At 60.0% G+C, this 22,395-nt stretch carries 22 protein-coding genes; 12 read left to right on the top strand and 10 right to left on the bottom strand.

Annotation, left to right across the window (positions count from 1 at the left end; genetic code table 11):
- Positions 1–54 precede the first annotated feature (54 nt).
- On the bottom strand, positions 55–777 hold the full coding sequence (locus DSCA_RS00985) for an HNH endonuclease (RefSeq protein ID WP_155314672.1): 723 nt from the start codon (positions 775–777) through the stop codon (positions 55–57).
- Positions 778–1,072: 295 nt separating this feature from the next.
- Positions 1,073–1,651: an NUDIX hydrolase gene (locus DSCA_RS00980; protein ID WP_155314671.1), complete on the bottom strand. Its 579-nt coding sequence runs from the start codon at positions 1,649–1,651 to the stop codon at positions 1,073–1,075.
- A 419-nt stretch (positions 1,652–2,070) separates the two neighbouring features.
- Between DSCA_RS00980 and DSCA_RS00975 the strand changes: the two genes are divergently transcribed.
- Together DSCA_RS00975 and DSCA_RS00970 are read left to right on the top strand one after the other, a co-directional pair.
- Positions 2,071–3,564: a hypothetical protein gene (locus tag DSCA_RS00975; protein WP_155314670.1), complete on the top strand. Its 1,494-nt coding sequence runs from the start codon at positions 2,071–2,073 to the stop codon at positions 3,562–3,564.
- Positions 3,543–4,217: a hypothetical protein gene (locus DSCA_RS00970; protein WP_197904706.1), complete on the top strand. Its 675-nt coding sequence runs from the start codon at positions 3,543–3,545 to the stop codon at positions 4,215–4,217. Before DSCA_RS00975 ends, DSCA_RS00970 begins: the two co-directional genes overlap by 22 nt.
- Before the next feature lie 110 nt (positions 4,218–4,327).
- Here the strand turns inward: DSCA_RS00970 and DSCA_RS00965 are convergent, their stop codons facing one another.
- The gene (locus DSCA_RS00965; RefSeq protein ID WP_155314669.1) at positions 4,328–5,770 is read right to left on the bottom strand and encodes a trimethylamine methyltransferase family protein; all 1,443 of its coding nucleotides are present in this window, start codon (positions 5,768–5,770) and stop codon (positions 4,328–4,330) included.
- A 334-nt stretch (positions 5,771–6,104) separates the two neighbouring features.
- Between DSCA_RS00965 and DSCA_RS00960 the strand changes: the two genes are divergently transcribed.
- Complete coding sequence (locus DSCA_RS00960; RefSeq protein ID WP_167527550.1) at positions 6,105–7,223, top strand: trans-sulfuration enzyme family protein; 1,119 nt, start codon at positions 6,105–6,107, stop codon at positions 7,221–7,223.
- Between the two features lie 67 nt (positions 7,224–7,290).
- Positions 7,291–8,466, top strand: coding sequence for an MFS transporter (locus DSCA_RS00955; RefSeq protein ID WP_155314667.1), 1,176 nt, complete (start codon positions 7,291–7,293; stop codon positions 8,464–8,466).
- Positions 8,467–8,535: 69 nt separating this feature from the next.
- Here the strand turns inward: DSCA_RS00955 and DSCA_RS00950 are convergent, their stop codons facing one another.
- From DSCA_RS00950 to DSCA_RS00940, 3 genes are read right to left on the bottom strand one after another with little or no spacing between them, the layout of a single operon-like run.
- Entirely contained in the window at positions 8,536–9,144 is a 609-nt protein-coding gene (locus DSCA_RS00950; RefSeq protein WP_231716579.1) for a YkgJ family cysteine cluster protein, read from the bottom strand.
- A 32-nt stretch (positions 9,145–9,176) separates the two neighbouring features.
- The gene (locus DSCA_RS00945; protein WP_155314666.1) at positions 9,177–11,090 is read right to left on the bottom strand and encodes an ATP-binding protein; all 1,914 of its coding nucleotides are present in this window, start codon (positions 11,088–11,090) and stop codon (positions 9,177–9,179) included.
- The gene (locus DSCA_RS00940) at positions 11,087–11,815 is read right to left on the bottom strand and encodes a response regulator transcription factor (protein WP_231716348.1); all 729 of its coding nucleotides are present in this window, start codon (positions 11,813–11,815) and stop codon (positions 11,087–11,089) included. The genes DSCA_RS00945 and DSCA_RS00940 overlap by 4 nt, the downstream gene beginning before the upstream one ends.
- 177 nt (positions 11,816–11,992) lie before the next feature.
- Here DSCA_RS00940 and DSCA_RS00935 point away from each other — a divergent pair, with 177 nt between their 5' ends.
- From DSCA_RS00935 to DSCA_RS00925, 3 genes are all read left to right on the top strand, one after another.
- Positions 11,993–13,414 carry a vWA domain-containing protein gene (locus tag DSCA_RS00935; protein WP_167527549.1) on the top strand — a complete coding sequence of 474 codons (1,422 nt, stop codon included), beginning with the start codon at positions 11,993–11,995 and terminating at the stop codon, positions 13,412–13,414.
- A gap of 102 nt (positions 13,415–13,516) precedes the next feature.
- A complete protein-coding gene (locus tag DSCA_RS00930) occupies positions 13,517–14,077 on the top strand; it encodes a PspA/IM30 family protein (RefSeq protein WP_155314664.1) in 561 nt (186 codons plus the stop codon).
- Positions 14,074–14,616, top strand: coding sequence for a hypothetical protein (locus tag DSCA_RS00925; protein ID WP_155314663.1), 543 nt, complete (start codon positions 14,074–14,076; stop codon positions 14,614–14,616). The genes DSCA_RS00930 and DSCA_RS00925 overlap by 4 nt, the downstream gene beginning before the upstream one ends.
- 666 nt (positions 14,617–15,282) lie before the next feature.
- On the opposite strand, the gene DSCA_RS00920 is transcribed toward DSCA_RS00925, so the two are convergent.
- The 3 genes from DSCA_RS00920 to DSCA_RS00910 all read right to left on the bottom strand — a co-directional run bounded on the left by DSCA_RS00920 (position 15,283) and on the right by DSCA_RS00910 (position 16,949).
- Positions 15,283–15,696, bottom strand: a complete 414-nt coding sequence (locus tag DSCA_RS00920; protein WP_167527548.1) for an Lcl C-terminal domain-containing protein — start codon at positions 15,694–15,696, stop codon at positions 15,283–15,285.
- A 184-nt stretch (positions 15,697–15,880) separates the two neighbouring features.
- Positions 15,881–16,465, bottom strand: coding sequence for a GAF domain-containing protein (locus tag DSCA_RS00915; RefSeq protein ID WP_155314661.1), 585 nt, complete (start codon positions 16,463–16,465; stop codon positions 15,881–15,883).
- 19 nt (positions 16,466–16,484) lie between these two features.
- Positions 16,485–16,949 (bottom strand): YbhB/YbcL family Raf kinase inhibitor-like protein, encoded by a 465-nt coding sequence (locus DSCA_RS00910; protein WP_155314660.1) that lies wholly within the window; start codon positions 16,947–16,949, stop codon positions 16,485–16,487.
- A 515-nt stretch (positions 16,950–17,464) separates the two neighbouring features.
- Here DSCA_RS00910 and DSCA_RS00905 point away from each other — a divergent pair.
- The 5 genes from DSCA_RS00905 to DSCA_RS00885 all read left to right on the top strand — a co-directional run bounded on the left by DSCA_RS00905 (position 17,465) and on the right by DSCA_RS00885 (position 22,265).
- Complete coding sequence (locus tag DSCA_RS00905; protein ID WP_231716347.1) at positions 17,465–18,739, top strand: ABC transporter substrate-binding protein; 1,275 nt, start codon at positions 17,465–17,467, stop codon at positions 18,737–18,739.
- A 194-nt stretch (positions 18,740–18,933) separates the two neighbouring features.
- Positions 18,934–19,788 (top strand): branched-chain amino acid ABC transporter permease, encoded by an 855-nt coding sequence (locus DSCA_RS00900; RefSeq protein WP_231716346.1) that lies wholly within the window; start codon positions 18,934–18,936, stop codon positions 19,786–19,788.
- Between the two features lie 4 nt (positions 19,789–19,792).
- Positions 19,793–20,794: a branched-chain amino acid ABC transporter permease gene (locus DSCA_RS00895; RefSeq protein ID WP_197904705.1), complete on the top strand. Its 1,002-nt coding sequence runs from the start codon at positions 19,793–19,795 to the stop codon at positions 20,792–20,794.
- Position 20,795: 1 nt separating this feature from the next.
- On the top strand, positions 20,796–21,539 hold the full coding sequence (locus DSCA_RS00890) for an ABC transporter ATP-binding protein (RefSeq protein WP_155314658.1): 744 nt from the start codon (positions 20,796–20,798) through the stop codon (positions 21,537–21,539).
- 9 nt (positions 21,540–21,548) lie between these two features.
- Entirely contained in the window at positions 21,549–22,265 is a 717-nt protein-coding gene (locus DSCA_RS00885; protein WP_155314657.1) for an ABC transporter ATP-binding protein, read from the top strand.
- On the opposite strand, the gene DSCA_RS32820 is transcribed toward DSCA_RS00885, so the two are convergent.
- Positions 22,250–22,378 (bottom strand): hypothetical protein, encoded by a 129-nt coding sequence (locus DSCA_RS32820; protein ID WP_269434632.1) that lies wholly within the window; start codon positions 22,376–22,378, stop codon positions 22,250–22,252. The two genes, DSCA_RS00885 and DSCA_RS32820, sit on opposite strands and share 16 nt — an antisense overlap.
- Positions 22,379–22,395 lie beyond the last annotated feature (17 nt).

Raw genomic sequence — 22,395 nt, 5'->3', positions numbered from 1 at the left:
ATCGGAGCAGCGCCTTCGCCCCCGGACGCCATCCTCGCCGCCGATTACGACGATTCAGTCCCCCTGCCCCTGCTTCCGCCGGCCGGGATGCCGCCGCCGGGAATGGATCTTTTTTTTCTTCACCACCTGCAGGGAATCGTATATCCGGCTTCGCGTCTTTCGCTTCAGTTCTTTGAGAACTTTGGGATCCGGTTTGCCCTGCAGAATTTCCATACAGGCCGGGCATAAGGCGACAACATTTTTGATGGAGTGTTCCCCGCCTTCGGACAAGGGCAGGATGTGAAACGGTTCCAGGTCCGTCGTCCCGGATGTTTCCTCGGCACCCCGGCCACAGTGTTCACAGCACCTGCGGGCACGCTTCAGCACCGAATCGAAGACCCGCTTTTTGCGGTTGAACGGTTCGGTGCCGTCCGCCGCAGCTTTCCACGGTTTTCCGGGCGCCGGTTTTTCAATGGTTTGCGGCTGATAGGGGTGCCCGTTGCGGCGTGAGTAGTCGGTTTCACGCCGTGTGCCGATTTTTTTGAAGGATTCCGATTTTCCAGAGGTGTCCGGCGGGTCGACGATCGTCTCCTGCGGCTGGTCCGATTTTCTGCGCCTCCTGACCACGACGTTGTCGGATCTGCCGTTGGCGGTCCGGCTTCCGGCCACCGACTTGAGCCACAAACTGTGGTTTTCCTTCTGCAAACGCTGTTTCAGTGCGTCGAGGGGTTCATCTGCACCGAATTTGACATTCATTTCGCGCAGCATCTGCTGAATTTCCAGTTTGCTAAGTGCCATGGTATCCTTTTACTCATTTTTTAAAATAGCGATGCCGAATCGCCTGAAGCTGGCCAACCGGCGGTCGAACCGATCGTCTTACCATTCAAAAAAAAAGTTGATTACACCAATACCACCAAGGATGCAATCGGAATGTTGGGGCCATCGCCTAAATGCCTTTGGGTCCCGTCCCTGCCCTGGCTCCAGCGGCGATCCACGACAGATCCGAGGCTGCCATCGGCTCTTAAAACAGGGCCGGTCCGGTCTTGCGCCCCACCCTTTTTTACCGGCAACAGACCCGTTTGCGCAGACGGTTTCAGATGGATCCGCTGGCGGCAAACCCGGTCAGCACCAGCCATGTCTTGACGTCCATCAAAATGCTGTCGTCCCGGCACAGGCGGCCCGCCTCGCCCGGTCCCACAAAATGGGTCTCAATGACCTCAGAAGCGCTGTTTCCCGCATCCGAGGGGTCGCCCCCGCATTCCACATAGGCCATGACCACGGATTCGTCGGTGATGCCCGACGAGGTGAAGACCACCGGGCTTTGCCGCAAATGCGTCAGCACCCTCAGCCCGGTCTCTTCGGCCAGCTCCCGTTCGACGGCCTGCCCAACCGATTCTCCCGGATCGACGAGCCCGGCCGGAAACCCGTACTGAAAGCCGCCCAGTGCCACCCTGAATTCCCGGATGATGACCAGCTGCCGGCGCTCGCGGTGGTAGGGAACGATCACCACGGCATCGGCCGAATTCAGCCGCCCGGTCATGCATTTCGGTCCGGCGCTCTCCCGTGAAGCCAGGGTCCAGCCCGCCCGGCGCCCCTCCCGGTTGATATATCGGAGTTGATATACGCTGAGATGGCGGTCGCTGAACAATGACAGGCTGTCCGATAATTTCATTCCCGAAGCACCAATTCTTTCTTGTCTGATGGAAAAATCAAATGTGCAAATTAATGCACAGGCGACCCGTCGTATTGTCCTGCCGCCACCCGCCCATTGGCCCCGCCCGTCCCTCACGCCGTCGCATGAATCATATGGCGCACTGTGTTTTCAATGGGTTATCCCGTTTTTGCCTGATTTCAAGAAACCCGGCGCCGGTTCCGGTCGGGCGGGTTACCGGTTTCGAAACGGCACATGACTTGCTTAGTGTGTTTGTGAGCATGTTTTCGGCAACCGCTGCCATCTTTTTTTTTAAAATGGGAACCACCGCCGCGTCGGCGGCCACCGCTTTAGGAATATCGTCACGAGCCCGAAGGCCCCCTGATAAAGCGGAGTCTGAACCTGGACAGTCGGTCCAACCTGAATAGACGGAGGATATCATGCCAGATGCAACCCTTTTGTTCAACATCACACCGGTTCCGTTTTTATCGGTTCTGGTGTGGATGGTTTTGTGCATCGCTGCCATGTATTTTGCCCGCCGCCCCTTCCACGATTCCATGGAATCGTTGGGCCGGGTCATCTACAACGCCATGCGCGTGGCGGCCGCTTCGGTAAAAATGACACAGCAGCGCCTGGAAGCGCGCAACCGTGAGGTGCTGCTGGCAGCCGGTATCGAGCACGCCGAGCGCCGGACGGAACGCGAGTTCGAGCGCATCAGCACGGCGGTTGAGCGAAACCTGGAGGCCTACCCCCGACTCCAGCGCCAGCTGCGGGAAAACCTGCTGAAACTGGAAGACGATTATCAGAAAACCTCGGAGATTCCGCCGGACCTGTCGGACTGGGTCAAGGTGATCGATGCCATATCAGGAATCAAACCGTCCGGCGACCCCGTGGTGGCCAATATTCTCGAAGATATCCACAACACCCTGAAGGAACAGCACCGAACCGCCCTGGAAGGCCATCGCAAAGCGGTATCGGGCCGCCACGGCATCCTGGCCCGCATGGTCCCCCAGTGGCGCGCCACGGACAAAACCCTCAAGGGGCTCGAAAAAGCCATCAGCGACCTGACCGACCGCTCACGGTCGGTGGACCGCTGCATGACCGATTACGAAACCGTCAAGGCGCACACCGACATGGCCGAGCGGCAATTGTCATCGTCCTCCCTGACCCAGTTTTTCACCTCCGGCCTGGTTCTGGGCGTGTTCGTCATCGGGGCCATCATCAACTTCAACCTGGTGGCCCTGCCCATGTCCGAGATGGTGGGCGGTGCCAGCTACATCGGGGCGTTCAGGACATCCGATGTGGCCGGCATGTTCATCGTCTGCCTGGAAGTCGTCGTGGGCATTTTCCTCATGGACGCCCTGCGGTTTACCCGCCTGTTTTCCGTGATCGGCTGCCTGGATGACAGAAAGCGGACCTGGTTCTTCTGGATCCTGCTGGTCATGCTCACCATCCTGGCCGGTGTGGAGTCATCACTGGCCTTCATGCGCGACCGCATTGCCGCGGACATGGAGGCATTGCGACAGAGCCTGGCCGGCATCGAGCCGTCGGCGGTGGCCGCCAGCAATATCCCCACCATCGGCCAGATGATCCTGGGATTTATCCTGCCTTTTATTCTCACCACGGTGGCCATGCCCTTTGAAACCTTCATTTCGTCATCGCGCACCGTAATCGGCATGGCCGGCGCATGGGCGCTGCGGTTGCTGGTTTTTCTCCTGCGCCTGACCGGCAACCTGGGCTATTACCTGGGCCGGCTGGTGGTGAATGTATACGATCTGGTGATCTTCCCGGCCCTTTGGCTTGAGGCGCTGATTCTCAGGAAAATCGCGGCGGCACCCTCTTCGCAGAAAACGAAGGACGCGGCACGGGCCTCACAGAAAACACCCATGACGATGCTCGAGGAGGCGGCACCATGCAAAGAATCGGCAGACTGAACCCGTTTCTGACCGCTGCCGCCGTCCTGAGTGCAGCGGTGCTGCTTGTCGGCGGATGTGCACAAAAAGTCGATCATTCCAGGGGGGTCTACATGCTGGTGGACACCTCGGGCACCTATACCGAAGAACTGAACAAGGCGCGGGCCATCGTCAACTACCTGCTGGGCTCCCTCGCTCCCGGGGACACCATGGCCGTGGCACGCATCGACACGGGTAGTTTCAGCGAAAAGGACATCCTGGCCAAGGTGACCTTTGATCAACGGCCGTCGGTGGCCAATACGCAAAAACGCGCCTTTCAGAAACAGGTGGCCGATTTTGTCCAGTCAGTGGACGGCAGCAGTTACACGGACATCTCCGGTGGGCTCCTGCAGGCAGTTGAATACCTGAACGAAGCGGGATCCGGCCGCAAATTCATTCTGATTTTTTCCGACCTGAAAGAGGAACTGGCCAGGGGCCACGTGCGGGACGTCCCTTTTCAACTGGATGGATTCAACATTATCGCCCTGAATGTCACCAAACTGCGCGACGACATCCGCGATCCCAGAAATTATATGGAGCGGGTCGATCGGTGGCAGACCATCACCGAAACCGGCGGCGGCGCCTGGCGGGTGATCAATGACCTCGAGCGGCTGGACCATATCTTCAGCTTGTAACCCGGTTTCCTGATCTCCGAGCGAAGGGCCTGTTTGTAAACCTGGCAACGGAGCGTCTGGAAATCGGCTCAACTGCACCCCGGGTTATCCTACCGGGGTGCTTTTAATTCTCAAAAAATGAACTTCTTGTCCATCAGCCGTTTTTTCTGCCGGCGGGTATAATCGGCCAGGGCCGCTTCGAGTCCCTCGTCGATGGGCGGCTTTTCATATGTCGCCAGCCGATCGGCCAGCATCCGTTCGGTATGGTCGGCCACGCAGCGGGCCCCCTTCCGCTCCCACGCCTGGTAGTCGTCACGGGTGAACAGCCGGGGCTGATACAGGCTCCGGCAGTGCTTGAAGGTGGTCGGATGGGTGAGATAATTCCCGTCACTGCCCAGGCTCTTGATGGTGGCCACATCGATGGATTCCACGTTGACGTCCATGGCGGTGAGCACGCGCCGCAGGGTGCGGCACACCTCCTCGTCGAGGATCCACTTTTCGAAGCTCATGGAGATATAGGATCCCAACTGGCCGCAGGCATGAAGGATGAAATTGGCGCCGTTTCTCACGGCAGTACTCATCATCAGGGTGCCTTCGGCCGCCGCCTGGGAATCCATACAGTGGGAATTGGTCAGCATGCCGCCGGTGCGGCAGGGGATGCGGTAATGACGCGCCAGCTGGATGACCGCCGAGGCCAGGGTCACCGCTTCGGGCGCCCCCACCGCCGACGCGACGGTGCGCATATCGGACGGCGCCGAAACCGAGCCGTAGACAACCGGCGTCCCCGGTCCGGACAGCTGGGAGAGCACGATGCCGCTCAGGATCTCGGCATTGGCCATGGCCAGGAGCCCCGGCAGGGAAACCGGCCCGCTGGTGCCGGCCAGGACCATGTCCGTAATCACCAGGGGCTGGCCCAGCCGGGCCATGTCGATGATGATTTCCGCCATTTCGGGACTGTACTTGAGGGGCGAGGCCGCATGCACCACCGCGGCCATCACCGGCTGTTTTCTCAGCTTTTCCACGCCCCCCCAGGCAATCGCCGCCATCGCCACCGAGTCCGCCGCCGCCTGCCTGAAATTGCTGCCTGCCAGAAAGGCCTTGTCACACAGGGTCAGGTTGGCCAGCATCATGTCCAGGTGGACGATCTGTGAGGGGACATCATTGGGCTGGACGGTCAGAAAGCCGTTCATGTCCAGCTGGTCGGAGGTCTGCACCAGTTTGCAGCTGGTGTGATAATCCGCCATGACCGCCGGCCGCCGTATCCCGTCGGCATTGGATACGTTGGGCGCCCCTGCGGTGGGAAGAAAAACGAAATCATCCTCGCCGATGGCCACATTGTATTTCGGGTTGCGGGCGTGAACGATAAACCGGGAGGGCACCGTTTCCAGGGCCCGCATCACCTCTTTTTCGGTGAAGTACACCCGGGGGTTGGTGACCTTGAATCCGTTCTGCCGGAACAGGTCCAGCGCCTCTTCGGAATTGAATTTGACACCGGTTTCAGCCAGGATCTCCATGGAAGCATCATGGATCAGGTTGACTTCGTCCCTGGTGAACACCTGCATGCGATCGTTCATCTGCAGATCTCCTCTTCTATGTCTTCCCATGCAGGAAAAACATGGCGTTAGGGCCTGAGACAGGCAGGTTGTGGATCTCGGCCAATCATCAGATGAACGGTTGAAACGGTGTCGCACGACTTCAGTGGGAACCATACCACCAGCGTCCAAAAGAAAATGCCGCAGGTTTGCCATCTGCATGTTTTGGGCCTAAAAGTCAATCGGATTTTCTCGATTTGCATATTGAATTATGGCCGCATTTCATTTAGCGTACCGGCTTCGGACAGGATCGACGACCCTGCACAACCGCAGCCGATACAAACCGGCTGCGCCAACGTTGAAAGGAATTCTTGAAATGAAAGGCAAACCCGTAATCCCGCCGGTCTACATGACGGCCACCTATAAGTTCGACCATTCCGACGACCTGATCGACGTGGTCCAGAACCACAGCGGATATATCTATTCCCGCTGGGACAACCCGTCGGTGGTGGAGGTGGAAAAGGCACTGGCCGATCTGGAGGGGTACGACCGGGCCATCGGTTTCGGATCGGGCATGGCCGCCATTACCACGGCGGTGATGGCCCACGTTAAAACCGGCGACCGCATCGTGACCACCCGGGAAATATACGGCGGGACCTTTGAACTGATGGATACGATCCTGCCCGGGCTCGGTGTGGACACGACCTATGTCAACTGCTGGAAAACCGATCAGATCCTGGCCGAAATCGACAAGGGCCTGACGCTGCTCTACCTGGAGTCGCCCACCAACCCCCTGCTGCGGGTGGTGGATGTCCCCACCCTGGCCGGTGCGGCTCATGACAAGGGGGCCGTGGTGCTGCTGGATGCCACCTTTGCCTCGCCGATCAACCAGCACCCCGTGGAATGGGGGGTCGATGCCGTCATTCACAGCGGCACCAAATACCTGGGCGGCCACCATGACATCACCACCGGCTTCGTCTGCTGCAATGCGCCCTGCGCGGACCGCATCTGGCAACTGAGAAAAGTTTTCGGCGGGGTCATGGACCCCATGTCCGCATTTCTCACCCATCGCGGCCTTCAGACCCTGGCCCTTCGCATCGAAAAGCACAATGAAAACGCCATGTCCATCGCCCGGTTCCTGGAAAGGCACCCCAAAATTACCGCGGTCCACTACCCGGGGCTGGCCTCCCATCCGGACCACGACATCGCCAGGGCCCGCATGAGCGGTTTCGGCGGCATGCTCAGCTTCGAGGTGGCCTCGGACTTCGACGGCACCAAGGCGGTGATGGACCGGCTCAAAACCATCAAGCTGGCCACCAGCCTGGGAGGCGTCACCAGCCTGGCCAACCAGCCCATGACCAACACCCATGCGGCCCTGAGCCCCGAGGCCCGTGAAAAGGCCGGCGTCAGCGAAAGCCTGGTGCGTCTCTCCGTGGGAATCGAAGCGGTGCAGACGATCATCGATGACCTGAATCAGGCCCTGGACGCCATATGAGCGGCGCCGGGGCCATGGCAGCCTCCCGATGCAGCGCCTTCATAAAATGCGGCCGGCCGGGGCGGCCATGATCAAACGACCGGCATGGACCCTGCCGGTCATCGTGTTCGCCCAGTTTGCCGGCACCGCCATCTGGTTTTCGGGAAATGCGGTCCTTCCCGATCTGATGCAGCGCTGGCCCGCACCCTCGTCCATGGCCGGCTGGGTGACCAGCGCCGTTCAACTGGGATTTATCGCCGGTACGCTGGTTTTCGCCTTCTTTGCCGTTTCCGACCGCTATTCTCCGAGACGGGTCTTTCTGCTCTGTGCCGTGGCGGGGGCCCTTTCCAATCTGTCCACCGGTCTGGTGGACACCGGCCCGTCGGGACTGCTGGCCCTTCGCGTCATGACCGGATTTTTCCTGGCGGGCATCTACCCGGTGGGCATGAAGATCGCGGCGGGATGGTACAAAAAGGGCCTGGGCAACGCCATGGGATTTCTCATCGGGGCCCTGGTTCTGGGGACGGCCTTTCCCCACCTCCTCAAGGGGGGAATGTCATCGCTGCCCTGGCAGGCCACGATCATCCTCTCTTCGGGCGTCTGCCTGCTGGGCGGGATATCGATGGCGGTCCTGGTTCCGGACGGCCCCTATCTGGCGCGCGGCACCCGCTTCAACCCCATGGCGGTGGCGGCCCTGTTCGGCCACCGCCCCCTTCGGGCCGCCGCCTGCGGCTACTTCGGCCACATGTGGGAGCTTTACACCCTGTGGGCCTTCATGCCGGTTTTCCTGACCGCCTATGTATCCCGGACACCCGACCTGTCGTTGAATGTTTCCGTGTGGAGTTTTCTGGCCATCGCTGCGGGCAGCCTGGGGTGCGTTGCCGGAGGAAGGGTCTCCCGGCGTGCGGGCAGTGCAACGGTGGCGGCCGTCCAGCTGTCCGTATCCGGCGCCTGCTGCCTGATGTCCCCCCTTTTTTACCGGGCCCCGCCGGCCCTTTTCCTGCCCTTCCTGCTGCTCTGGGGAATGGCCGTGGTGGGGGATTCACCTCAATTTTCCACCATCATCGCCCACACGGCGCCCCGCGACCTGGTGGGCAGCGCGCTGACCCTGGTCAACAGCATCGGATTTTCCATCACCGTGGTCAGCCTCTCCCTGATTCAATGGCTGTCGGCCGTGGTGCCGCCGCCGGTCCTCCTGGTTCCGCTGGCCGCCGGCCCGGCGGTCGGGCTGGTGTGCATGCGGTCTCTGGTGGGAAAACGATGACCGGGGGGACGGCTGCGGCAAGGAAGGCTGAAAACGGTCATCTTCCCGGGCGCCGTTGCCCCGCGACGGTCAACCCTCTTTTTCCGCCCTGCCCTGTCCCGCCAGCCGATTGATCACAATCCCATGACTTTTCCCGAACTGCATGATCGCCTCGGGCCGGTATTCGCCGGCCAGATAGGTATCCAGGAAAGCAGGCGTCTCCAGCATGAAAAGGATGTAGGCAAGGTGGCCGCTGTAGCCGGTATCGTCCAGCTGCTGCAGGGACCGGATGGCCGCGTCGCCCAGGGCCATCACCTGACGGCTGAGCACCGGGTGCCGGTTCGGGCCGCACCGCTCCAGCGAGTAGATGCGCCGGCAGGCAAACGGGCGCAGCCGGTAAATCATGCAGGCCCGGTTTTTCATCAGCAGGGGGCAGGCGCTCTTTTTTTTCGCTTCCCGCCGTTTCATGTCGGCGGCCAGGGCTTTTTTAAGGGCCACCTGCCTGGAACGGGGCAATCGGTTGATGCAATCCCGGATCACCAGGCCCTCCAGGGTGGTGATATGAATGCCGCCCGCGTCCGTGCAGCAGAACGCACACCCTTTGCCGCAGGCCGCTTCGGCTTTATAGGGTGCGGCAGCGGCTTCGAAGTCGTCGTAGATGGCCTGCAGCCCGTTCTTTTTCTGCTCCATGGATCCCACACGTTTCAAGTCTGATGCCCCCGCAAAAAGTGTCATTTCCGACGGGCCGGCAGGATCAGGGTGATCGTGCAGCCGGGACCATCGTTGTTCGCCGCCCGCACCCGGCCGCCCATGGCAAGGATGAATTTCTTGACCAGGGCCAATCCAATCCCCGTGCCGCCGGTGGTGCGGGCCAGGTCATTGTCCACCCGGTAGAAATCATCGAACACCTTTTTCAGCGATCGATGGGGAATGCCCGGCCCCGTATCGGCGACGGTCAGCCGTATCCATCCGTCCACCGCATGGGCGGCGATGCCGATACGTTTCTCCGGCAGATGCCGGCCGAACTTGATACTGTTTTCCATCAGGTTGATCAGGACCTGGACCAGCACCTCCCGGTCGTAGGCGAATACCGGCAGCCGGCCGGACTCTATGGCCAGGTCGTATCCCTCCCGGGCCAGGCTTTCTGCCATCACCGACCGCACGTCGGCGAGCACGTCGGACAGATCCCCCTCCGCGAGGTCGAACCGGCGGGTCTGTTGTTCCAGCCGGGACAGTTCCAGCACGTTGTTGATCAGCCCGGACAGCCGGGCGCTCTCCGAGTTCAGTATGCCGAAGTATTCCTGCTCCCGCTCCGGGGTGGCGGCAATGCCCTGTTCCAGCATCTCGATGTACATGCGGATGTTGGTCAGGGGGGTCTTGAGTTCATGGGTCACGGCGGATACGAACTGGGAACGCCGCTCGGACAGATCCACGATGCTCCGCGCGCTGTGATACAGGGTCACCAGACCGGCCACCATCACCAGCCCCAGAACCGCCAGGGCCAGGGTCAGGGTCTGCCGCGCCGGGGATGATGGCAGCGACACGGCGCGCATGTCCGCAGACAGGAAACCGAAGGGGGCGGGAAACGTCCTCCCGGCGACCGCCGCCCCCCCCGCCAAGCCGCCGTTGGCCCCGGTGCGGGCGCGCAGCCCATGGAACCCGGCCGCCGCCAGGGTCAGGCGCGCATAGCGGGCGATGGGCTGGGCGTCGTAGTGAACGGCAAAAAGGTGGTCGAGAAAAGGCTGCAGCCGGAGCACGAATCCCTGGCGGTAAATCTGACCGCCGATGCCGATGCGACGGAAAATAAACAATTGCCCGTCGTCGACGGCGACCGCCTGCAGGGGGGCGACCTCCACCTGGAACCGGCCGGTCTCCGTTGGTTCCGTCACGTTGCCCGGTGTGTCCCACTGTCGTGGTAACACTTCGGCCGGATTGTCAACGGCCGAAGGAAGCATGCCGTCGGATGCGGTTTGAGCCGCATACGGCGCCAGGTCGTCGGCAGTGCGTTCCTCTGCGACCCGCGCCGGAGATTCGGACTCCCTGCGGGCCAGATTCAGGGCCTGGCCGGCTGTGATCTCCTGGACGCGGGCTTTTTCCTGCCCGAGTACATTTCTGGTTTTTTTCAGCTCGGAGCGTTTCAGGTAACGGCCGGCAAATGAGGATTGCTCTTCTTTGGCGACCGCGGCCGGCTCAGGCGGCCCGGCCGGTTCAGCCGCCGGCATCCGTGCGACGAACTTGCGCTGATTGAAGATCGCGTTGATCGCCTGGAGCTGTCGGACCCGTTCGGCAATACCGGCAGGCACGGGGCCCGCCCCGGTCGCCAGCGGGGTCTGGAAGGAACCGTCCGGGTTGTTCTGGAAGTACCCCAGGATGAACGTTTCCTCGGGCATGCGGGCCAGTGGAGACCTTGCCGTGCCGTCCTCCTGAGCCAGGGTATGGCCGTATTCGTCCACGGCCCGGTTCTCTTCCCGCCGGACCAGGTCGGCCAGTTCGGCTTCGATCCCGTCCAGCAGCCGTTCCGAAAAAAAGCGCACCTGCTCCCGGGCTTCCCGGTCGAGCGCCCCGTATGTCCGCCAGGCCACAAAGGCCAGCGGCAGGGAAACCAGTACGCAAAAAAGGATCATATAAAGGCGCAGGTGCTTCAACGTTCAGGCTCCAGTCGATATCCCTCCCCGCGAACCGTCTGGATCAGGCTGCGCGAACCGGCCAGAGAGGCAATCTTTTTTCTCAACTTGAGCATATGGATGTCCACGGTGCGGGTTTCCACATTCGGATCCGTGTAGTGCCAGACTTCGCTGAGCAGATCAGCCTTGGAAACGATGCGGTCCCGATGACGGAACAGGTAGACCATAATGTCCATTTCCCGGCGGGTCAGTGCCTGGGACCGGTCCCGGCAGGTCGCCTGAAGGGTGAGGCCGTCAAACAGGATATCGGCATAACGGATCTGCTCATCTCCCGTGGGTTTTCCACTTCTTCTGAGCACGGCCTCCACGCGCACCATCAGTTCTCTAAGCGAAAAGGGTTTGCTCACATAATCGTCCGCTCCGGCCCTGAATCCGGTCACCACGTCGTCTTCGGCCCCCTTGGCCGTGAGGATGATCACCGGCTGGGCCGGCCGGTGGCGGCGAATTTCGCGGCAGATGGAAAAACCGTCCATACCGGGCAGCATCACGTCCAGCATCACCAGGTCATACTGCCCGCTCAATGCGGCTTGACAGCCCTCGGTGCCGTCGGCGACGCCCTCCACGCCGTATCCGTTGAAAACCATCACATCGCAAAGTCCCCTTAAAATGGCCGGGTCATCCTCCACAACCAGTACGCGGGCTTTGGGCGGTTCCATGGTGTCTCCTTTCTCCGGATCGTCATTCATGCTGTCCTTCCCTACCATCAAACCCCCGGGCATTCAAAGTAAAACTTATGCAAAAAAAAGCTGCTAACCTTTTGCATTTGTTTGAATTGTATTTCCCACGGATTGGTTTACCATCCCAATCATGAATCATCGTGACGGCAACACCCCGTCTATCAACCCAAAAAAAGGAGAATGCTCATGTCCCCCGTAAAAAAAAGCCTGTTGACGATCCTGGGCCTGATCATGGCCACAACCGCTGCGCTGGCGGCCATGAAAGCCATGGACGCAGAGGTTTCCCCCGTGCCGCCCGTCGCGGGCCCGGCAGTGGATAGACAGGTAACCGTCTCCACAGAGGTCGTTCAGGACAAGGTGCTCAAAGGCGCCGACGGCAGGGTAACGGTCTCCCTGAACCTCACGGCGGCCCGCCTGCCGGTCCTTGACAACCGTCCGGTCCAGGCCGCCGACCTGGTGATTGTGCTGGACCGCAGCGGTTCCATGGAAGGGCGGAAGCTGGAAGATGCCCGCCAGGCGGTGATCCGCCTGCTGGATCAGATGGGCCCCGGGGACCGCCTGGGGCTGGTGACCTATTCCAGCGGCGTACAGACCCGGTCCACCCTGGTGCCCCTGACCGAAACCAATCGGCGGCAGCTGGCCCTGGCGGTCCGGCAGCTGCATGCCGGCGGGGGCACCAACCTGGGCGGCGGGTTGAGCCGGGGCATCGATCTGCTGATGCGCACTCCCGCCGGCGACCGCCAGCGCAGGGTGATCCTGATCTCCGACGGGCTGGCCAACCAGGGCGTCACCGACCCGGTTGCACTGGGACGCATGGCATCGGCCGCGGTTGAGAACCGCTTTACCATCAGCACCGCCGGGGTCGGGCTGGATTTCAACGAAACACTGATGACCGCGATCGCCGACCAGGGTGCCGGCCACTATCATTTCCTGGAGGACCCCCGGACGTTCGCCCGGGTATTTGAAGAGGAGCTGCAGTCCGCACGCCAGGTCGCCGCCGCCGATGTGGCCATCCGCATTCCCCTGGAACCCGGCGTTCGTCTGATCAGTGCCGGCGGTTACCCCGTCCACCATGACAGGGGCACGGCGGTGGTCCGTCCGGGCAACCTGCTGTCCGGCCAGAGCAGGACGCTCTTCCTGACCTTCCAGGTTCCCACGGATGTTGAAAAAGAAATCACTCTGGGCCGCGTTGGGCTGACGTACCGGCACCAGGATGAGTCCCACACCGTTAACGCACCCCGCCCCCTGACCGTTGCCTGCGTGCCGGATCCGGCGGCGGTGATGGCCAGCATCAAAAAGGATTTCTGGGCGGAACAGGTGGTCCGGGAGGAATTCAGCCAACTGAAGGAAGCGGTGGCAGCCGATATCCGTGACGGGAAAAAGGACCGGGCCCAGGCGCGCATCCAGGCGTATGAGTCCAAACAGGAAGCCATCAACACGGTGGTCGGCTCGGGCAAGGTGGCCGACAACCTGAGCAGCGATGTACAGGACCTTCGCCGGCAGGTGGCTGAAACGTTTACCGGTGCACCGGCTGCCGTGGCCGAAAAGAAAAAACAGGTGTCCAAGTCGATGCAGTACGACGGCTACAAAATGAGACGGAACCAATAGATGGACCCCCTATACGGTATCGGTGAAAAGGCTGAGGGAAAAAATGTCGTCCCCTTTATTTCTTCAGCCGTCACCATCAACACTTAATTCAAGGAGGCAGCGATGGGAATCATGACCCGCCTGTTGAGACTGTGCAAGGCCGATGTCCACGGCGTGATGGACCAACTGGAAGACAAGGGCCTGCTGCTCAAGCAGTACCTGAGGGAGATGGAAACCAGCCTGGAGCACAAGGAGCGGCAGGTGGCCGGGCTGGCCGAACGCCATGGCCGCCTGACCCGTCAGATCGTCCGCCACGGCGAGGAGATGGACAAGCTGGAACGGGATCTGGTTCTGGCCCTGAAAAAGGAGAAGGACGACATCGCGCGTGTGCTGATCCGCAGGCGCCGCACCCTTGAAACGGCGTCCCGGCACCTGAAGGAACAGGCCGACACGATATCTGATGAGAAATCGCAACTGGCGGAAACCCTCGGCCAGCAGCGGCTCCAGTATGAAACCCTCAAAGCCGGGGCCGATGCCTATTGCCGCCGGCATGTGGATCGCCTGTTCGACACGGATGCGGTTCCGAGCACCGGCGCCGCCTATGCCGACAGTCCGTTGGATGAGGAAATCGAACTGGAACTGCTCGAACGCAAAGAAGCGCTTCGGGAAGGAGGCATCTCATGAAACGGGCCGTTCGCACCACCCTCGTCTATGGATTCATCAGCGCCCTGCTGGTGATGCCCGCCACCTGGCTGCTGGCAGGGCTGACCGGCTGGCCCGTGGCCTTCAAACTGGCCCTTTGGGCGGATCTGTTCTTCTACGCGGTCCTGCTGGCGCGATGGAGCGGCAAGGGGCTGTCCGCCATTGTCTTCCCCCTTGCCCTGTTGCTGGGCGCGGCCCTGTGGCCGGGTGGCTACCCGAGCTTCTTCTTCCTGGGCCTGGGCGTTCTGGGCTGGATCCGAAGCGGGATCTGCTTTTCCGCAACCCCGGTGCGTGCCGTTGCCGCCGAAATCATCACCGTTTCGGGCGGTGCGGGCCTGGTGGCACTGCTGGGGCCCGGCGCCACCGTCACCTGGGGCATCAGCATCTGGTTGTTTTTCCTGGTGCAGACGCTCTATTTTTTCATCGTTCCAACGCCAGACCGGCCGGCGGCGGTACCAACCGATGAGGATCCCTTTGAACTGGCACACCGGAAGGCCCGGCGGATGATGGAGCAGGTCTGACGGGCAGGCCATTTATGGTCCATGCCCGTCCGGAAACAGGCAAAGGGGGTAAACTCATTGCATGGGAAGATTTCAGGGCTTTCCAATGTGATGGCTTCGTAAAAAGTCACATTTCAGACAGTTTTGTAAAAAGTTCGAGATCAAGGCTTGCAAATCGTGAGGAATGAGGCGTACTGACGGTACGCCGCGGTGACGAGGGATGACGCATACCGCAGCTATCGTACTTTTTACGGAACTGTCAATGCATCGCCGCCCAGATCGCTTCTGCGCCAATTTTTGTCCCGATCCGGTCAGATCGTTCAAGCGCCTGACGGTTTTCCCGTCTCCCCGCGCTGGGGACTCGGGGCGGCACAGACGCTGATCAACCGACACCCAGGGAGGCTTCCGACAAATCCAGCATCGACGTATCACCCGAGTAGTATTGAGACGTTTCCTCGTCGGCGGAAACCGCAGCCAGGTCAATGGCACGGGACGTAATGTCATTGGCCTCTCCAAGGCTGCCATCTTCGTTGACCAGGAACTTGGGGACCAGAAACAGGGAAATGCCTCTGGTGCCCGGGGGCGCGCCTTCTATCCGCGCCAGGACGGGATGAATGATGTTTTCAGTCAGGCCATGACCCGAACAATGGGGAGGGTAGCGGAAAGGCAGCAGTGCCGGACGCTGCTCTATCTTAAATTCCGGACGGGCAGGACTCGCGTCGGACCGGAATAAGGTTGGCGGAGCCAGTAGATGGTACCGTAGGTGAAATTGAATCGGGCGGCCTTTTTCCCACGGGTCTCTGACGCCCAGCAACTGGCAGCCGTGATTTGGATCGGTTCGGAAACAGGGTAGCCGTGCATGCTGCCTGTTTGGGGGTCATACAGGCTGGAAAGCTCATCCAGGGTCGGCATTCGCCAGTCGGTATGACCGCCCCCGCGGTATTCACGGCAGTACGACAGTGCATCCATCCAGTTGATCGGGGCGCCATTGTCTGTTGGCGCCCACATCAGGCCGGTTTTATTGTCGGTGACGGTCCCGTTGCTGTTTTTCACAAAGCGCTCGGACGCCATGGCCGGAAAACCGCAAAACCACAGGAGCACGAAGCACCCGGCGAGGAATAAAATGAGTCTTGAAGCTGACATCCGGTAACGCAGGTTCAATTGGGTTTCTTTCTCCTTTGGCTCCTAACCCATTGGAAATTTACCCAATACCATTCTACGTACCATAAAATTACAGCAACGCCCCTTCATGGCATTGACGTCGACGACGTCAATGCATCAGCGTTTACGCCTTGTCAAAGATATTACTGCTGCTTTCAGTCAGTTTCCTTAATAATTTTCTGCGGGCTTCATTGGTAACGACAAGCTCGTTATACTGCCTGCTGTTATTGATGGCCACAGCCATCATGCGCGCAGCCAGGTTCAACAATTCGAGGTCGTCGGCGGAAAAGTCCCCCCCGTTCTTGTTCAAGGATTGCAGGGTGCCCAGACAATGGTCCCTGGGATCGAGCAGGGGCGTGCAGACCAGATTGCGCGTCTTGAAACCGGTCATCTCATCCACCTCCCTGTAAAAACGGTTGTCCGCATAGGCATGATTGACGACTGCCGGTTGGCGATCGACAAACACACGCCCGGCCACCCCACAGGATTTTGGAATGCTGACTTCATGCTTTTCCAGATCGAGGGATGAAAAAATGGTCAGTTTCTGATTCCACGGCTGAAATATAAATATCGAGGATCTCTCGGAATCCATAAACTGATTGAGGTAGTAAAGGGAAGCGGAAAGCACCGTATCGATTTTGCTTTCCAGGTCGAAAAGCTGGGAAAATTTCTCTGCCAGGCGATAAGACCGGGTCATCTTTTCTTCCATTTTCCTTTCCCCGTATCGGTTATCGTTCGTACAGACCAACCAGCTCCGCCTTTGAAAGGACGTGCCCGTCCATGGCTTTTTCGAGTTTGCCTTTGGTCGGACGCATCAGGTCCGGAAGAATGACATCCACCGCATACAGTTTATGAAAATACCGGTGTTCCCCGATCGGCGGACATGGGCCGCCGTAGCCTGTCTTTTTCCAGTCATTGATGCCCTGCAAGGTCCCCTCGGGAAGGTCCTTGTCCGCCACACCTTCCGGCAGGGCGCTTGCCGTTGCCGGAATATTGTAGAGCACCCAATGCACCCAGGTCATTTTCGGGTGGGCCGGATCAGGCGCATCTGGATCGTCGACAATCAGAACCAAACTTCTGGTTCCCTGCGGAACGCCGGACCATTCCAGTGCAGGGGAAATGTTTTTTCCATCGCAGGTGTGCTCCCTGGACATAGGTTTCCGGTCTGCAAAATTCGGGGATGTCAACTGCATATGGGCCTCCTGTGCATTCGTTGAAAAGGTTATAAATAGTGCCAGTTCGTCTGAACGGTCAGCCGATGCCTTCGGATGCAGGAAATCGCTTTAGCCGCATGGATGTGGGGAAGGAGGGGCGACAAATGTATGTGATACTAATGAATAGGATGGAAACGTCCGGATGGTCAAGGGTCAAATAAAATTATCCCACGCCTGCTTGGAAATCGCCACACGCGCTGTCCCGGATTTAGCCGATAAATCGACTTCAGACAGCATATTCCGTTTTTAATTATATTCTCACTTTTTAATTGTCGCTGATAGCAATTATTGATTTATTTTTATATGTTTTCAGCGTGTTATGATGGATTTCTCCTTTACTACCATGGCAAAAATTGTTATTGGCCGCTCACCCTCTGCCGGCTTCCCGACCATGGGCAATACTGCCTGTCGGCGGTCGGTCGCAGGGGGCAGGCAGGGACGTCGCTGCAGCAGGCAAGTATCGATTGGCAACCCATTTATTCGGAGGAGTAGACATGAAGCGTTTCAGAATCGCGAAGGCAATGGTTCTTATGCTGTTGACAGCCGCGCTGGCCGTCGGATTCGCCGGTACAACCGTACTGGCCGGGGAAAAGGTCATCAAGATCGGAACCCTGTTTCCCCTGACCGGACCGTGCGCCCTGGCCGGACAACGATGCCAGGCATCGGTGGCGACGGCCGCGGAAGTAATCAACAACCAGTACCCGGATATCAACGTTCCGCTGGCAGCACAGAAAGGCATCCTGGACGGCTATCGCATCGAACTGGTGCACGCCGATCACCAGGGCAAACCGGATGTGGGCAAATCCGAGGCGGAACGGTTGTTCAATCAGGAAGGCGTATACGCCATTATCGGTTCCTACAACAGTTCGGTAACCAAACCGGCCAGCTTCGTGGCCGAGCGCAAGAAAAAGATATTCATGTGCGGCTGCTCCAGTTCGGCCGCGCTCACCAAACGCAAATTCAAACGGTTTTTCCGCATGGCCCCCACGGACGAGACCGAATCCATGGAATTTGTGGAAGTCACGGAATGGTTGAACCACGCCGGCAATGCCGGGCTGGAAACCGTTGGCCTGATTTACGAGAACAGCGAATTCGGCAAGCACGCGGCCGACGAAGGTAAAAAAGCCGCCAAGGCCGCCGGGTTCAAAATTGTGGCCGACGTTCCCTTCAGCCCGGGTGCCACCAACCTCAACAGCGAAGTGCGGACCCTCAAGGCCAACGATCCCGACGTGATCTACGGCGCCTGCCTGGGCGGCGACTATACCCTGTGGGTGCGCACCATGAAACAGATGAACTGGCTGCCCAAGGTGGCGATGAACTACTGCACCGGCTACCAGGACCCGGTGATCACCAAACAGCTCGGCCCGGACGCCAACTATTTCATGGGCGGCACCGGCTACTCACCCGAGTTCGCCGAACTGATGCCTGCAGTGGCTGCCGTGGAAAAAATCTACAAAAAGAAAACCAATCCCAGTGTGCCCTTTGACAGCGACAGCATCCAGGAGGCCGTGGCCATGTTTGTCCTGGCCCAGGCGATAGAAAAGGCGGGCACCCTGGACCACGAGAAAGTGGCCCAGACCCTTTATGCCAACGAATGGGAGTCGCCTCTCTCCCTGGGCGGCAAAGTCGCTTTTGCCGAAGGCGGACAGAACATCAAGGCCAAAAGCCTGATCACCCAGCTTCAGGGCGGCGCCTACAAACGGGTCTTTCCGGCCGACCTGGCCGACACCCGGCCGGTGTTTCCCATGATCCCGTGGGGTGACCGGTAAGCACCTGTCCGCCGGTGGTATGCCGGCAATGGCAAATGGATACGATACCGGCGGGGCGGCAGCTCCCGGAACGCTGCCGCCTTCGCTGATCGGGCCGCCGCGGCATCACCGGAAACCGGAATCATAGCGCGCATCCCGCGCCTTTCGCCGGCGGCCGATCGTCCACCCCTTATTTATTCGAGGACGTTATGGAGATGCTGATTCAGCTCATCCTTGACGGTCTCGTCAACGGGATGCTCTATGCCCTCGTTGCCGTTGGCCTGAGCCTGATCTGGGGCGTCATGGATGTCATCAATTTCGCACATGGCGAATTTCTCATGGTGGCCATGTACCTCAGCTACTGGCTTGGTTTTCTGCTCAATGTGGATCCGCTGCTCTCACTGGTGGCATCAGGGGCGTTCCTGTTCATTGTCGGTGCGCTGACCTACAAACTGATCATCAGCCACACCATCGGCAAGTCCGCCATGTCGGCCCTGCTGGCCACCTTCGGGCTCTCCATGGTGCTGAAAAACGTCTGTCTGAACCGCTTTTCCCCCAACTTCAGGCTGCTGTCCGACAGCTGGCTCACCGGCAAGACAATGAACCTGGGTGGGGTGCTGCTTCCGGTCCCCCAGCTGGTAACCGGTATTTTTGCTCTCGTCGTTGTGGCCGTGGTCTACGTGATGGTTCACAGAACCCGCCTGGGGTGGGCCATCCAGGCAACGGCCATGGACAAGGAAGCGGCCGAACTGATGGGGATCAACACGGAAGGGATCTATGTGCTGGTCTTCGGGCTGGGCGGGGCCTGTGTGGGTGTCGCCGGGGGCCTGATGCCATCGTACATGGCGGTACACCCGGAAGTGGGCACCCTGTTTGGCCTGCTGGCCTTTGTCTGTGTGGCCATGGGGGGCTTCGGCAGTATTCCGGGGGCCCTGCTGGCAGCCCTGCTGATCGGGCTGGTTGAATCGCTGTGCGGCTTTTACATCGCACCGGTATTCAAGTATGTGGCGGTCTTCGGCCTTTACCTGGTGGTCGTGATGTTTCGGCCCAAAGGCTTTTTCGGGTGGTGATGACATGCAGAATATGACGATAGATAAAAAAGATGTTTTCTGGTGCGCGCTGGTCGCTGTCTTTGCCCTGCTGCCCGTGGTTCCCGGCCTGATCACAAGCACCTTCACCATGCATGTGCTGATTCTGATCCTGCTGTTCGCCAGCATGTCCCAGGCCTGGAACATCCTGGGCGGGTACTGCGGGCAAACCTCTTTCGGCCATTCGGTATTCTTCGGAATCGGTGCCTACGGAGCGGGCATGGCAGTGGTCACCTACGAACTGGTGCCCTGGCCCGGGGTCATCATCGCCGCCGCGGTCGCCGCGGTCGTCGCCGTGGCGATCAGCTACCCCTGCTTCAAACTCTCGGGCCATTATTTCGCCATCGCCACGTTCGCCATCGTAGAGATTTTCAATCGTCTTTTCATGGTCTGGTACTGGGTGGGCGGCGCCCTGGGCCTCGACTACCCCCTGGTGGATGAAGGCACCCTCAATTTCATGTGGTATGAATCCAAAAACGGTTATTATTACGGGGCCCTGATCCTGTTCGGAATCATCTTCGGCGTGGTCCGCTGGATCGAGAAGCATCGTTTCGGCTATTACCTGCGGGCGGTGCGCGAAGGCCAGGAAACCGCTGAATCACTGGGTGTCGACAGCACCCGGATCAAGCTGGCCGCCTTCGGCCTGTCCGCTTTTCTCACCGCCCTTTGCGGCGGTTTCTATGCCCAGTACAACCTGCGGGTCGACCCGCCCATGGTCATGTCCCTGGAAATGGCCATGAAATTCGTGCTCATCACCATCCTCGGCGGGATCGGCACCATGGCCGGCCCCCTGCTGGGCGCGGCCGTCCTGATCCCCCTGCAGGAATACACCCGGGCCTTATGGGGGGGACTGGGCGGCGGTGTGGACCTGATCGTTTTCGGCCTGCTGATCGTGGTCGTGGTCATCAAGCAGCCCATGGGCATCATGGGTATTCTGCGGGATCTCAAAAAACGGTTCAAGCGAACGTCCGCTAAAGGGGGGGCATAACGTGGCGCTGATCGAAGTACGCAACCTGACTATGAAATTCGGTTCGCTGGTGGCCAACGACAATGTCTCCTTCGATATCGAGCCCGGCACCATCGTCGGGTTGATCGGCCCCAACGGCGCAGGCAAGACCACCCTGTTCAATTGTATTTCCGGCGTGTACCAGCCATCCGCCGGCAGCGTCCGGTTTGACGGCCGGGACATCACGCGGCTGCCGGCCCACCGGATCGCCCGGCTGGGCGCGGTGCGCACATTTCAGGTGGTCCATCCCCTCAAGGATATGACCGTGCTGGACAATGTGCTGGTGGGCGCATTCCTGCGCGAATCCGGAACCGGCCGGGCCACTGCCGTCGCGCGGCGCTGCCTCGAGGCCTGCCATCTGGGCGACATGATCGACAGACCGGCCGGAGACCTGACCATCGGCGGGAAAAAACGGCTGGAGATGGCCCGTGCCCTGGCCACCGGCCCCAAATTGCTGATGCTGGACGAGGCCATGGCCGGCCTGACCTCGACGGAGGTCAAGGATTCCGTCGACCTGATCCGGCGCATCCGGGCCGATGGCATCACCTTGCTGGTGGTGGAGCATATCATGGAGGCCATCATGCCCATCGCCGACAAGATGGTGGTCCTGGACGGCGGCAGCAAAATCGCCGAAGGCCCGCCCGAACATATCATCGACGATGAACGGGTCATCGAGGCCTACTTCGGACAAAAATTCAGCAAGCGAATAAAAGCCAGGCGCAAGTAAGGTGCAACCATGACGGACCCGATCCTGAAAGTCGACAACATTCTCACCGGATATGACGGTGTTCCGGTCATCCACGGCATCTCGCTGGATATCAACCCCGGCGAACTGGTGGCCATCGTCGGTGCCAACGGCGCCGGAAAGACCAGCACCATGCGCACCATCGCCGGGCTGATGAAGCCCACCGCGGGAAGCATCCATTTCAACGGAGAAGACATCTCACGGCTGCCGGCCCACATGGTGCTGCGCCGGGGCATCAGCTATGTGCCCGAAGGCCGCCGCCTCTTTTCCAAGCTGACCGTCCGGGAAAACCTGGTCCTGGGCGCTTACATGGAAAAGGACAAACATGAAATCGAAGGGCGGATCGAAGAACTATACCGTCTTTTTCCCGTGCTGGAATCCCGGTCCTCGCAGGTCGCAGAAACCCTGAGCGGCGGCGAACAGCAGATGCTGGCCATTGCCCGCGGCATGATGTCAAAGCCCAGACTGCTGATGCTGGACGAAATGTCGCTGGGCCTGATGCCGGCACTGGTGGAAAAAATGATGGACACCATCGTTCAGGTGAACCGGAACGGCGTCACGATTCTGCTTGTGGAGCAGATGGTCCAGGAGGCGCTGGAAATCGCCCACCGCGGTTACGTCCTGCAGACCGGACGCATCGTCGAATCCGGACCGGCCGAATCGCTGCTCGACTCCGAGCAGGTCCGCAAAGCCTACATGGGGATGTAGGAGTAAAACGGCTTTTCAGGCGCCAGGCGAGCCGCCGTGTTCCGGCGGGCATAACGGCGCTGCCGCTCTTTCAGGCCATGTGGCCGGCGGCCGTCGACGTTCCCCGGCGGCATGTTGCCCGCCTTGAGCA

It is taken from the genome of Desulfosarcina alkanivorans (assembly GCF_009688945.1).
Lineage (GTDB): Bacteria > Desulfobacterota > Desulfobacteria > Desulfobacterales > Desulfosarcinaceae > Desulfosarcina > Desulfosarcina alkanivorans.
Note: the sequence above shows the minus strand (reverse complement) of the source record. Positions and strands in the feature narration are given on the sequence as shown.